This window comes from Streptomyces mayteni (assembly GCF_054783955.1).
In genome coordinates this window covers 20,625-32,095 of the sequence record NZ_BAAGPR010000093.1, presented here as the reverse complement: position 1 = coordinate 32,095, position 11,471 = coordinate 20,625, and the positions used below count along the sequence as shown (strand labels likewise).

The window sequence follows — 11,471 nt, the reverse complement described above, 5'->3', positions numbered from 1 at the left end:
GAAGCGCGAACAAGGGGGGGGGGGGTGGGGGAAAACCCGCGCTGATTAGATGCCGGCATGCACCACACCACCCCCCTCCCCATCCGCCCCGCCCGCCCCGCGGACCTGGACGCCGTCGCCGCGCTCTTCACGCACTACGTGACCGACACGGTCATCACCTTCATGGAGACCGCGCCCTCCCCCGCCGACTGGGAGCGGAAGCTCACCGACGTCACCGCCCGCGGCCTCCCCTTCCTGGTCGCCGAGGCCCCCACCGGCGAGATCGCCGGCTTCGCCTACGCCGGCCCCTGGCGGGCCCAGCACGCCTACCGCTACACCGCCGAGAACTCGATCTACCTCTCCCCCGACCACACCGGGAAGGGCCTCGGCAGCCGGCTGCTCGACGCACTGATCACCGCCTGCGCCGAGGCCGGTGTCCGGCAGTTGATCGCCGTGATCGCCGACGCCGGCGACAACACGGCGTCCCCGGCGCTGCACCGCAGGTTCGGCTTCACCGACGCGGGCCGGCTGAGCGCCGTCGGCGTCAAGCACGGCCGCGCGCTCGACACCATCCTGATGCAGCGAAGCCTGTCGGCGGCCGAGTAGGACCGATCCTCACCGAGGCGGCGACATGCAGAACGCATGCATGGATGCGTTCCGCATGCTAGCGTCGGCGGCATGGCCAACATCCAGATCAAGGACGTACCCGACGATGTCCACCGGACGCTCAAGCACCGCGCCGTGGACTCGCACCAGTCGCTCAACGAGTATCTGCGACAGCGGCTGATCGAGGAGGCCAGAACGCCGACGGTCGACGACATACTGGCCAGAGCTCGCGAGTCCGCGACCGCCGACTACACCGTCGACGAACTGCTTGGCTACATCGACGACGGGAGGGGCGAGTGATCGTCGTCGACTCGTCCGCTCTTGTCCTGGCCCTCACGCACCGCGGCGAGCTCGGCAGAGAGGCGGCGAAACGCCTCACCGGGCAGCGCCTGCTCGCTCCCGCTCTGATCGACTTCGAGGTGGCACACGCCATCCGGGGCATGGCCCAAGGCGGCAAGATCACCCCGGAACAAGGGCGTGCCGTGCTCGCGTTGATGGGCTCTCAGCTGATCAGGAGAAGGCCGGGGTACGTGCTCTTCGGTCGGGTGTGGGAGCTGCGTCAGAACCTCTCCGCGTACGACGCGGCTTACGTCGCACTCGCGGAACACTCGCGATGCACCCTCGTGACGGCTGACGCCCGCATCGAGCGCGCGAACGTCGCCCGGTGCCCGATCGACACCATCGGCTGAGGCCCATAGCCCGCAGCCCATAGCCCATAGCCCATGGCCCGCAACGCCCAACCCGCTTCCTCAGGCCCGAGCCACGAACGGCCGGGAGGCGACCGTGACGGCGATCGAGGCCACCGCCATCGCCGTGATCGCGGCCTCCGTGCCGACCAGTTGGGCGACGCCGCCGGCCGTGGCCGCGCCGAGTCCCTGCCAGGTCAGCCGGCCGGCGGCCTCGACGCCCTGGGTCTGGCCCCTGGTGCCCTCGGGGGTGAGTGCCAGCAGCCGCTCCTGGAGCGCCAGCGTGGCGGGGAACCCGAAGCTGGCCGTGAGGACGGCGAACGTCAGGATCCACAGCGGGGGTTGGAGGGCGAAGAGAAGAAAGGGGACGGCGAGCAGCAGCCGCATCGGGAACGCGAGGCACCACCGCTGCTCGGCGGTCAGCAGCCGTCCCACGGTCAGGTCGCCGAGCAACATCCCGGCCGAGGTCGCGGCGAGCAGCACGCCCGCGCTGCCGGGCGCGTAAGGGATGAAGAGCGCCTCGCAGCCGACGATCAGCCCGTTCGGCACCCACAGGTTGAGCAGCAGCGCCCGCCGACCGCCGTGCGAGAACAGCTCGCGGTTGGCGCGCCAGGTCTGCCGCAGGCCGGGGCGCCTGGTGAGGCGGATCGACCGTTCGCGGACGGTGGCCGCGACCACGACGAGCGCGAGGCCGGTGAGCGCGGCGGCGACCAGGAAGACGCCCTGTGGGCTGAGCCAGCGCAGCAGCGCGGCGCCGGCGGCGTAGCCGAGGATCATGACGCCGCCGGCGGTGACGTTCATCAGCGAACGCGCCAGCGCGTAGCCGGAGTCGGGCACCACCTCGGCGAGCAGCCCCATCCGGGTGCCGGTGCCGAGGGACTGGAAGAAGCCGAGGCCGAGGAGCAGTCCGAACCGCGCGGCCAGCGGCAGTTCGGGTATGGCCTGGGCGGCCACGCCGAGCAGGGCGAGGAGTTGGAGCGCGACCAGCGTGCGGCGCGGCCGGTGCCCGTCGGCGACCGACATCAGGGTGAGCGCGCCGAGCACGGTGGCGAAGGTGGCGCCGTACATGCTGACGGCGGTCAGGAACGGGGAGCCGGTCCGCTCGTCGACGAGGGTGCCGAGGGCGAAGCCCGACAGGGTGCTCGCGACGACGGTCAGCGTGAAGCTCAGGTGGAGGCCGGCGAACTCGCGGTCGCGGAGCAGGGCCCGGTAACCGGCGGCCTTGGTGGCCGCGCGAGCGGCGGCCGGACCGTCCGCGGAATTGTCAGTAGGCATGAAAAAAGCCTCCGACCGCCCCTTCCGGGGTGCCGAAGGCGAATTTTCGAAAGTTTAGCAGGTGGCTCCTCGGCTACCGGACCTCGGCTACCGAGCCTCGGTTACCGGAAGGCGGCCACGTTGCGCTGGGCCCAGGCAGCGAACGGGCGGGCCTGGCGGCCGGTGACCCGCTCGACGTCCTGGCTGATCGCCGTCTCGCCGGCGTTGGGCGCGCCGAGCACGGTGAGCGTCGTCTCCACCACCGGTTCCGGCATGAACCTGAGCATGGCGGCGCGGGCCTCGTCGGGGGTCAACTCGTGGAACCGCACGGGCTCGCCGAGTGCCGCCGCGATGGCGGCCGCCTGCTGGCGCGGCGAGCTGAGCTCGGGGCCGGTGAGCGTGTAGGTCCGCCCCTGGTGGCCGTCCCGGCGGAGGGTCACGGCGGCGACCTCGGCGATGTCGGCCGGGTCGACGGCCGGGACGCCGACGTCGCCGAACGGCGCCGCGACGGTCCGCTCCGACCGCACCGACTCGGCCCAGGCGAGGGCGTTGGAGGCGATGGCGCCCGGCCGCAGGACGGTCCAGTCGAGTCCGGCGCCCCTGACGGCCTCCTCGATCCCGCCGAGGACGCCGCCGTGCGACGGCGACTCCGGCCTGGTCGCCACGCCGACCGAGGACAGCAGCACCACCCGCCGGATGCCGGCGGCCTTGGCGAGGTCGAGCAGCTCCGGCGCGTTCAGCCGGACGGCGCTGGCCCCGCCGCTCTGCAGGAACAGCGCGTCGGCGCCGTCGAGGGCCGGCCGCAGGCTCTCCGGCCGGGTCAGGTCGCCCGGCCTGGCCAGGACGCCGGCCGGCACGTCGGCGGCGGAGACGCCGCGCGAGACCGCCGTCACCGCCTCGCCGGCCGCCGAGAGGGTCCGCACCAGCGCGCGTCCGACGTTCCCGGTCGCACCCGTCACCACGATCATGTTCATCACGCTCCATGTCCGTTTCGTCGCGTTCTCTCCGCGACACCGGTGACGCTAACAGCCTCGGTATAGTAGGTACCTACAGGAAAGTGACTACCTCAGAGGGGTGTGGCGGGATGGCCGACAGCACGAGCCGAGCCCCGGTCCCGGCCATGGCTCCGGTCCCGGCCATGGCCGTCGCCGGGAGCGACCCGGCGCTGGCCTGTCCGATCAGCCCGGTCGTCGACATCGTGTTCAGCCGGTGGACCACGCCGATCCTCTGGTCGCTGCACGCCTTCGGGCGGCAGCGGTTCGTGGAATTGGAGCGGCGCATCACCGGGATCACGCCCAAGGTGCTGACCCAGCGCCTGCGCCAGCTGGAGCGGGACGGGCTGATCACCCGCACCTACCACCCCGAGGTGCCGCCGCGCGTCGAGTACGAGATCAGCGAGCTCGGCCTGAGCCTGGCCCCGCTCTTCGCGCATCTCGCCGAGTGGGCGGGCGCCAACCTCGACCGGGTCGAGGTGGCCAGGCAGGACTACGACGCGACGGGCGCGCCGCGTTCCTGACCGTCAGGACAAGCCTCCCGGGCCCGCTCGGGTGCCGTGCGCGCGGCGACGACCATGACGGCGACGGAGGCCAGCGCGATGCCGGCGCCGACGTACAGCGGCGCCGCGTAGCCGAGGCCCGCGCTGATGGCCAGGCCGCCGAGCCAGGCGCCGAGCGCGTTGCCGACGTTGGACGCGGACACGTTGGCGCTGGCGGCCAGGGCCGCCCCGCCTGCCACGTCCGTGACCCGGGTGATCATGCCGGGCACGCTGGCGAACCCGAACACCCCGAGCAGGAACACCAGCGCCACGGAGGCGACGGGGCTGGCGGCGAGCAGGCCGAACAGGGCGAGGGTGACGGTGAGTCCGAGCAGGGCGAGCACCAGGGCGCGGTCGCGGTCCCGGTCGGCCGCGCGCCCGCCGATCAGGTTGCCGGCGACCAGGCCGACGCCGTAGACCATCAGCAGCCAGGCGACGTCCCCCGAGGAGAAGCCGCTGACCTCGGTGAACGTGTAGGCGAGATAGCTGAACGCGCCGAACATCGCGCCGTAGCCGAGCGCGGTCGCCGTCAGGGTCAGCCAGACCTGCCAGGAGCGGAACGCGCGGAACTGGTCGCGCAGGCCGCTCGGTTCCTTCGACGTCGGCGCCTCGCCGGCCCGGGCGGGGACGAGGGCGACGATGCCGGCCAGCGCGAGTACGCCGATCCCGGTGACCGCCCAGAACGCCGCCCGCCAGCCCCAGCGTTCGCCGACCAGCGCGCCGAACGGCACCCCGAGCACGTTCGCGAGCGTCAGCCCGGCGAACATGATCGCCACCGCGCGGGACTTGCGCTCCGGCGCGACCAGGGCGCGGGCCACCAGCGAGCCGATGCCGAAGAACGAGCCGTGGCAGAGCGCCGCGACGATCCGACCGAGCATCATCACCGCGTAGTTGGGGGCGACCGCGGAGAGCAGGTTGCCGACGACGAACAGCGCCACCAGGCCGACCAGGATCGTCTTCCGCGGCAGCCGCGCCGTGGCGGCGGTCAGCGCGATGGCGCCGACCGCGACGCTCAGCGCGTAGCCGGAGATCAGCCAGCCGGCGGCCGCCTCGGACACCCCGAAGCTCGACGCGACCTGCGGCAAGAGCCCGGCGATCAGGAACTCGGTGAGGCCGATACCGAAGCCGCCGAGTGCCAGCGCGATGAGTCCACTCGGCATCCGTCGCCCTTCCTTCGTACTCCCGTTCCCGACATCGCCCCACCAGGTTCAGTCGTTACCCTGGCGCCATGGCGATCGAACATCGCGGCGTCCTCGTCGAGGGCCAGTTCCACCGGGTCGAGCTCCACGCCGACCACGTGGTGTGCCACCCCCGCACCCCGGCGGCGGCCGCCAGGCTGCCCCGCCGGGCCGCGCTGCTGCGGGCCGTCGCGGCGCTCGACCTCGGCGTCCGCGTCCCGGAGCCGATCGCCGAACTCGCCGGCCCGCCGCGGCTCTCCCTCACCCGGCTGCTCGGCCGGCCGCTGGCCGCCGCCGAGCGCGCCGCCGCCGCCGACCTCGCCGCCGTGGCGGCGCGGCTCCCCGCCCTGCTGGCCCGGCTCACCGCCGCGGACCCGGCCGGGCTGCCCCGTCAACGGGCCACCCACTGGCGGGACTTCGCCGACGCCGTGGTCGCCGAGCTCCACCCCATGATGAGCCGGGCCGGCCGCGCCAGGGCCGACGCCGAACTCGCCGCGCTGCGCGCCCTCCCCGCCGTGGACTCCGCCGTGGTGCACGGCGACCTCGGCGGCGAGAACCTGCTCTGGGAGTGGCGGGACGGCCTCCCGGTCCTCGCCGGCGTGCTCGACTGGGACGAGGTCGCGCTCGGCGACCAGGCCGAGGATCTGGCCGCCCTGGCCGCGTCCTACGGCCCGCCGCTGCTCGACCGGCTGGTCCAGGACCCCGCCGTCGCCGCCCGGGTCCCCGTCATCCGGGGCTCGTTCGCGTTGCAGCAGGCGCTCGCCGCCCACCGGGACGGCGACGAGGGGGAGTTGGCCGACGGCCTGCGCGACTACCGCTGACCGGCGCTCCTCTACCCTGTTCCCGACCATCTGGTGGGGGAAGGACTTCGGCATGCGGGCGGGCATCGTCCTCGACGGCCGGTACGAGCTGCTGACGCCGCTCGGCGAGGGCGGCATGGGGCAGGTGTGGCGCGGGCGCGATCTGCGCCTGGGGCGCGAGGTGGCCGTCAAGACGGTGCGGGACGTGGCGGATCCGGTGCTCCTCGGCCGGCTGGAACGCGAGGCGCGGGCCGCCGGCCGGCTGACCCACCCGCACATCGTCGCCGTCCACGACAGCAACCGGGTCGACGTCGACGGCACGCCCGCCGTCTACGTCGTGATGGAGCTGCTGCCCGGCCGCTCCCTCGCGGCCGAACTGGCCGCCGGGCGGCCGCCGTTGACGCGCGCCCTGGAGTGGGCCGCGCAGGTCGCCGACGCGCTGGCCGCCGTGCACGCGCCCGAGGTCGGCATCGTGCACCGCGACCTCAAGCCGGCCAACGTCATGATCACCCACGGGCTGGCCAAGCTGCTGGACTTCGGCATCGCCCGCCTCTCGCACGGCGTCGGCGACACCCGGCTGACCGCCTCGGGCGTGGTCGTCGGCTCCGTCGAGTACATGGCGCCCGAGCAGTGCCTCGGCTCCCAGGACCTCGACGGCCGCACCGACCTGTACGCGCTCGGCTGCCTGCTGCACGCCCTGCTCACCGGCCGGCCGCCGTTCCCCGCCTCGCTCGGCCCGGTGCAGGTGCTCTTCCACCACGTCCACCAGCCGCCGCCCGCCCTCGGGATGTCCCCGGCCCTCGACGGTCTGGTGTGGAACCTGCTGGCCAAGAACCCGGCCGACCGCCCGGCCGACGCGGCCACCGTCCGGGACGCCCTCCGCGCCCTCGCCGGCGCCAACCCGAGCGCCGCCCAGAGCGCGAGCCAGAGCGCGAGCCCGACCCCCACGGTCGTCGTGCCTCCGGTGCCGGCCCGCCCCGTCCACCCGCCGACGGTCGCCGCCGCCCCACCCGCGACCGCGCCCGCCGTCCCGCCGGCGACCGACGTCCGCGCGTCGCTCGACGCCCGCCTCGCCCAGGCGCAGGGCACGGCGACGGTCGCCCCCGACCAGGCCACGGCGCTCCTCGAACAGCTCATCCCGGACGCCGCCCACTCCCTTGGCTCGCGCGACCGCACCACCCTCGCGGCCAGGACGCTCCTCGCCTCCTGCTGCCGCCAGACCGGCGACCACGGCCGGGCTCGCTGGCTGCTCCGCCAGCTCACCGACGAACTCGGCCCGGTGGGCGACCCGTTGAGCCAGTGGACGACGCTCGCGTTCGCCGAGGTCGAGCACGCCTACCAGCCGGAACACACCTCCGCCCACACCCTCCACCGCGCCGTCCAGGACCTGACCGCCGTCGGCGCCGCCGACACCCGCGCCGGGCTCGACCTCCGCACCGAACTGGCCTGGGCCCTCGCCCGCGAGGGCCACTCCGCCGAGGCCCTGCGGACGATCAGGACCGTCGTCCCGCTCGTCAGGGACGACTACCGGTCCGGTGAGTGGCCACAATTGATGGCCCGCTACCAGTGGGGCGAGATCGCGGCCGAGGCCGGCGAGACCGCCGAGGCGATCGCCATGCTGTGCCCGGTCGTCCTGGAGGCGGCCGCGCGTCTCGGCCCGGCGCACTCGCTCACCGTCGCCGCCTGCGAAGCGCTCGCCGCCCTCGACGAGGCGGTGGACGAACGCCTCGCCCTGCTCGACCAGTTGCGCAACGCCCACGGCACCCGCCGCACCCGCAAGGCCCGCCAGGCCCTGCTGGGCGACTGACCGGGACAGACCGACCACGACTGGCCCGCCCCACCCCACCCGCTCTGCGGTACGTTCGTCCGGTGCACCAACGACGTCCCACCATCGAACAGGTCGCCGCCCACGCCAAGGTGGGCCGCGGCACGGTGTCCCGGGTGATCAACGGTTCCGGCAGCGTGAGCGAGCACGCCCGGCGGGCCGTGCGCCGAGCGATCGACGAGCTCGGCTACGTACGGAACCGCGCGGCCAGCGCGCTGGCCGCCCGTCACACCGGCACCGGCACCGTCGCGCTGGTCATGTCGGAGGAGGCCGGGCGGCAGTTCGAGCAGCCGTACTTCGGCCAGATCGTGGGCGGCATCAGCTCGGCCGCCGAGGAGGCCGGCCTCTCGCTGACGCTTCGGCTCACCAGGTCGCCCGAGGAACGCGCCGACCTGGCCGACCAGTTGCGTGCGCAGCGAGTGGACGGCGTGCTGATGATCTCGCTGGTGTGCGAGGACCCCCTCGTCGACGAGCTCGAACGCCACGGCATCCCCACCGTGTTGGGCGGCCGCCCGTGTCGCGGCCCGCGCCCGGTGCCGACGGGGTACGTGGACGCCGACAACCGGGACGGCGCGCGGCGCGCCACCGCGTACCTGCTCGGCCAGGGCCGTCGGCGGATCGCCACCATCGCCGGCCCCCAGGAGACCACCGCCGGCATCGACCGCCTCGCCGGCTACCGCGACGCGCTCGACGGCCGCCGGGAGTTGGTGGCCCACGGCGACTTCAGCGTCTCGGGCGGGATGCTGGCCATGCGCCGACTGCTCGACGCCGAACCGGCGTTGGACGCGGTGTTCGCCGCCTCGGACAACATGGCGGTCGGCGCCCTGTGGGCGCTCGAGGAGCAGGGCAGGCGGGTGCCCGACGACGTCGCGGTGGTCGGCTTCGAGGACGCGGTCGTGACGTCCCAGGCCCAGCCGGCGCTCACCACCGTGCACCAGCCGACCGAGGTGATGGGCCGGCGGATGGTCGAGCTGCTGCTGGCCAGGATCGGCGGGGCGGCCGAGGCCGAGGCCCCGGTCATCTGCGACACCAGCCTCGTCATCCGCCAGTCGGCCTGACCGCCTACGGGGCGGGGGGCTCCGGCCACACGGGGGTGAGGCCGCGCAGTTCGGCCCAGCGGGGCGAGCTGACGAGGGCGAGCGCCCGCTTCGCGGTGGTGTGATCGACGGTGCTGGAGACCGTGTTCCCGCTGCCCAGGTCCTTGGCCGAGACGTGCAGCACGCCGTTGAGGTCAAGGTCGACGCCCACCTCGATCACGGGCGCGCCCCGGGGGACGGGAGCGAGCGCCAGTTCGAGGACGGCGAGGGTCCGGTTCCCCGTCACCTCCTCATGCTCGCCCTCGACGAAGCGCAGGACCACCGAGGGCTGCTCGTCCCGGTGCGTGGTGAAGACCTCGCTCCGCCTCGTCGGGATCGTCGTGTTCCGCTGGAACAGCTTCGCCGTGATTCCCCCGCGCACCTCGACGCCGATGGACGTGGAGTAGGTGTCGAGAAGCAGGACGTCCTTCACCGCACCGGTCAGGACGCCGGCCTGGAGTGCGGCACCCGTCGCGACGCCCTCCGGGATCAGGCCGCGGTAGGGCTGTCGGCCTCCCGCGAGTCGGCGGACGAATTCGCCCACCGCCGGCATCCGGGTGGCGCCGCCCGTGAGGATCACCCGGTCGATGTCGGAGAGCCTCAGCTCGGCGTCCCCGAAGGCCCGGTCGACGGGGGTCCGGCAGCGTTCCAGCAGATCCGCGCTGAGCTTCTCGAACGCCTCACGGGTCAGCTCCTCTTCGAGATGCAGCGGGCCGTGCGGACCGGTGGCGAGGTAGGGCAGCCGGAGTGACGTGGTGCGCGCGGCCGACAGCTCGATCTTCGCCGCCTCGGCCGCCTCGCGCAGTCGCTGGACCGCCGCGACGTCGTCGGTGAGATCCACGCCGTGCCGCCGCTGTACCCGGTCGACCAGGTGGTGGACGATCACCAGGTCCCAGTCCTCGCCGCCGAGGTGGTTGTCGCCGGCCGTCGCCTTGACCTCCACGACGCCGTCGCCGACCTCGATGAGCGAGACGTCGAGCGTGCCGCCGCCGAGGTCGAAGATCAGCGCGGTGCTGTCGCCCCGGTTCAGGCCGTACGTCATCGCGGCGGCCGTGGGTTCGTTGATGATCCGGCCGATGCGGAGCCCCGCCCGTTCGCCGGCCTGCGCCAGCGCGGCCCGCTGGTGGAGCCCGAAGCCGGCGGGCACCGTCAGGATCACCCCGCCGAGTGGCCCGCCGAGGTGGGCCTCGGCGTCCTCCCGCAGCCGGGCGAGGATCAGCGACGCGACGTCCTCCGCCGTCAGCCGCACGTCGCCCCGCGTGATGCTCCAGTCCGTGCCGAGCCTCAGTTTCGCCGCCCGCGCCGTGTGGTCGGGGTTGGTGATCGCCTGCCGCTTGGCCGCCGCGCCCACCAGGATCCCGCCTCCGGCGGTGATGGCCACCTGGCTGGGCGTCGTCGGCGCCCCCTCGGCGTTGGGGATCAGCCGGACGTCCCCGCCGTCGAGGAAGCCCATCGCCGAGTTCGTGGTACCGAAGTCGATGCCGAGCCAGTGCCGGTGCGGCGGCTTGCGCCCCCTCGATCGCGAGGAGCGGGAGGCACGCACCTCCGGGATCTCCCCGAACCCGCGCCGGTGCCACAACTCCCGTGCCTGCCGGGCCACTTCGGCGTCCGGGTCGGCGGTCAGCCCGAGCAGTGCCGACCGCGCCGCGTCCCGGGTGTGCTCGTGGACGCTGCCCAGCAGTCGCTCGACGAGGTGCAGGGAGCCGACGCGCTTCCAGACCTGCGGGTCGCGCACGGCGCCCCGCATCTCCGCGAGGTGGTCGAGGTCGCCGTGCCGTGGGTTGCGGGCCAGGTGGATGGTGCCCTGTGCGCTGTCCACGCTGAGGGTCGGTGTCTGGCCGGCGATCCGCGCCCGCACCCGGTCGTGCACGTAGTCGTAGAGCTCGGCGACCGACACGAGCCCGTCGCCGTCCAGGTCGGCGGAGCCGTCGCGCAGCCCGGCCACCACGGCCGACGTGAAGACGGATGGCCCGGCCGGCGTGCGGCTGTACTGGACGCCCTGGTCGTCCTCGTGGGCGTACTGGAGGGCGGTGGAGGCCGTGAGGACGACGCGGCCGTTGCCGGCGAAGGGCTCGGCGACGTCGACGGTGGGCGTCCCGCCGTCGCGGCGCCGCGCGTTCATCGCGAAGGCCCCGCTGTAGCAGCAGTCGAGGAGGACGACGATGCTCCGGCAGCGGCTGGCGCTCATCCAGTCGCCGACCAGGTCGGCGGGGACGGCCGTGGCTCCCGGGAAGTCCCGCTCGGTGTCCCGCATGACGAAGTGCAGCCGATTCCGCAGGTCCTTCCAGCCGTGCAGCGACAGGTGGAGGAGGAGCAGGTCGTCCGGCTTCGCCTGATGGAAGAGGGATTCGAGGGCCCGCAGCGCCGGGCGCTGTTCGACGTCGACGAGCGTGTCGACCTCGAAGCCGCCGATGCCGGGGTCGCCGAGCACCTCGGCCAGCGCGGCCGCGTCCGCGGTGGCCGCCGGCAGCGTGGCGAAGTGGCCGTCGTCGTACCGGCTGTTCCCGATGATCAGGGCGCGTTTCGCCACGGC

General features: G+C 73.8%; 11 protein-coding genes. 7 read left to right on the top strand and 4 right to left on the bottom strand.

From position 1 onward, the window contains the following. Positions 1-57: 57 nt before the first annotated feature. From ACYVPE_RS30315 to ACYVPE_RS30305, 3 genes are all read left to right on the top strand, one after another. On the top strand, positions 58-585 hold the full coding sequence (locus ACYVPE_RS30315) for a GNAT family N-acetyltransferase (protein ID WP_461036949.1): 528 nt from the start codon (positions 58-60) through the stop codon (positions 583-585). Positions 586-657: 72 nt separating this feature from the next. Continuing rightward, on the top strand, positions 658-885 hold the full coding sequence (locus ACYVPE_RS30310) for a FitA-like ribbon-helix-helix domain-containing protein (protein ID WP_461036948.1): 228 nt from the start codon (positions 658-660) through the stop codon (positions 883-885). Further along, positions 882-1,274, top strand: a complete 393-nt coding sequence (locus ACYVPE_RS30305) for a type II toxin-antitoxin system VapC family toxin (RefSeq protein ID WP_461036947.1) — start codon at positions 882-884, stop codon at positions 1,272-1,274. The genes ACYVPE_RS30310 and ACYVPE_RS30305 overlap by 4 nt, the downstream gene beginning before the upstream one ends. 60 nt (positions 1,275-1,334) lie before the next feature. Here the strand turns inward: ACYVPE_RS30305 and ACYVPE_RS30300 are convergent, their stop codons facing one another. Further along, positions 1,335-2,546, bottom strand: coding sequence for an MFS transporter (locus ACYVPE_RS30300; protein ID WP_461036946.1), 1,212 nt, complete (start codon positions 2,544-2,546; stop codon positions 1,335-1,337). 101 nt (positions 2,547-2,647) lie between these two features. After that, entirely contained in the window at positions 2,648-3,493 is an 846-nt protein-coding gene (locus ACYVPE_RS30295; protein ID WP_461036951.1) for an NAD(P)H-binding protein, read from the bottom strand. A gap of 152 nt (positions 3,494-3,645) precedes the next feature. Between ACYVPE_RS30295 and ACYVPE_RS30290 the strand changes: the two genes are divergently transcribed. After that, positions 3,646-4,041, top strand: coding sequence for a winged helix-turn-helix transcriptional regulator (locus ACYVPE_RS30290; RefSeq protein WP_461036945.1), 396 nt, complete (start codon positions 3,646-3,648; stop codon positions 4,039-4,041). Here the strand turns inward: ACYVPE_RS30290 and ACYVPE_RS30285 are convergent. After that, positions 4,011-5,219, bottom strand: a complete 1,209-nt coding sequence (locus ACYVPE_RS30285; protein WP_461036944.1) for an MFS transporter — start codon at positions 5,217-5,219, stop codon at positions 4,011-4,013. The genes ACYVPE_RS30290 and ACYVPE_RS30285 overlap by 31 nt on opposite strands. 68 nt (positions 5,220-5,287) lie before the next feature. Here ACYVPE_RS30285 and ACYVPE_RS30280 point away from each other — a divergent pair, with 68 nt between their 5' ends. From ACYVPE_RS30280 to ACYVPE_RS30270, 3 genes are all read left to right on the top strand, one after another. Beyond that, a complete protein-coding gene (locus ACYVPE_RS30280; RefSeq protein ID WP_461036943.1) occupies positions 5,288-6,058 on the top strand; it encodes a phosphotransferase in 771 nt (256 codons plus the stop codon). Between the two features lie 52 nt (positions 6,059-6,110). Next, positions 6,111-7,844, top strand: coding sequence for a serine/threonine-protein kinase (locus ACYVPE_RS30275; RefSeq protein ID WP_461036942.1), 1,734 nt, complete (start codon positions 6,111-6,113; stop codon positions 7,842-7,844). 62 nt (positions 7,845-7,906) lie between these two features. Beyond that, the gene (locus ACYVPE_RS30270) at positions 7,907-8,920 is read left to right on the top strand and encodes a LacI family DNA-binding transcriptional regulator (protein ID WP_461036941.1); all 1,014 of its coding nucleotides are present in this window, start codon (positions 7,907-7,909) and stop codon (positions 8,918-8,920) included. A 4-nt stretch (positions 8,921-8,924) separates the two neighbouring features. Here the strand turns inward: ACYVPE_RS30270 and ACYVPE_RS30265 are convergent, their stop codons facing one another. Beyond that, positions 8,925-11,468 carry a caspase, EACC1-associated type gene (locus tag ACYVPE_RS30265; protein ID WP_461036940.1) on the bottom strand — a complete coding sequence of 848 codons (2,544 nt, stop codon included), beginning with the start codon at positions 11,466-11,468 and terminating at the stop codon, positions 8,925-8,927. Between the last annotated feature and the right edge of the window lie 3 nt (positions 11,469-11,471).

What these genes read in the sequence shown, in the direction of transcription:
- ACYVPE_RS30315 (WP_461036949.1), top strand. Translation starts at nt 58, where the DNA reads ATGCACCACACCACCCCCCTCCCCATCCGCCCCGCCCGCCCCGCGGAC.
- ACYVPE_RS30310 (WP_461036948.1), top strand. Translation starts at nt 658, where the DNA reads ATGGCCAACATCCAGATCAAGGACGTACCCGACGATGTCCACCGGACG.
- ACYVPE_RS30300 (WP_461036946.1), bottom strand. Translation starts at nt 2,546, where the DNA reads ATGCCTACTGACAATTCCGCGGACGGTCCGGCCGCCGCTCGCGCGGCC.
- ACYVPE_RS30295 (WP_461036951.1), bottom strand. Translation starts at nt 3,493, where the DNA reads ATGATCGTGGTGACGGGTGCGACCGGGAACGTCGGACGCGCGCTGGTG.
- ACYVPE_RS30290 (WP_461036945.1), top strand. Translation starts at nt 3,646, where the DNA reads ATGGCTCCGGTCCCGGCCATGGCCGTCGCCGGGAGCGACCCGGCGCTG.
- ACYVPE_RS30285 (WP_461036944.1), bottom strand. Translation starts at nt 5,219, where the DNA reads ATGCCGAGTGGACTCATCGCGCTGGCACTCGGCGGCTTCGGTATCGGC.
- ACYVPE_RS30280 (WP_461036943.1), top strand. Translation starts at nt 5,288, where the DNA reads ATGGCGATCGAACATCGCGGCGTCCTCGTCGAGGGCCAGTTCCACCGG.
- ACYVPE_RS30275 (WP_461036942.1), top strand. Translation starts at nt 6,111, where the DNA reads ATGCGGGCGGGCATCGTCCTCGACGGCCGGTACGAGCTGCTGACGCCG.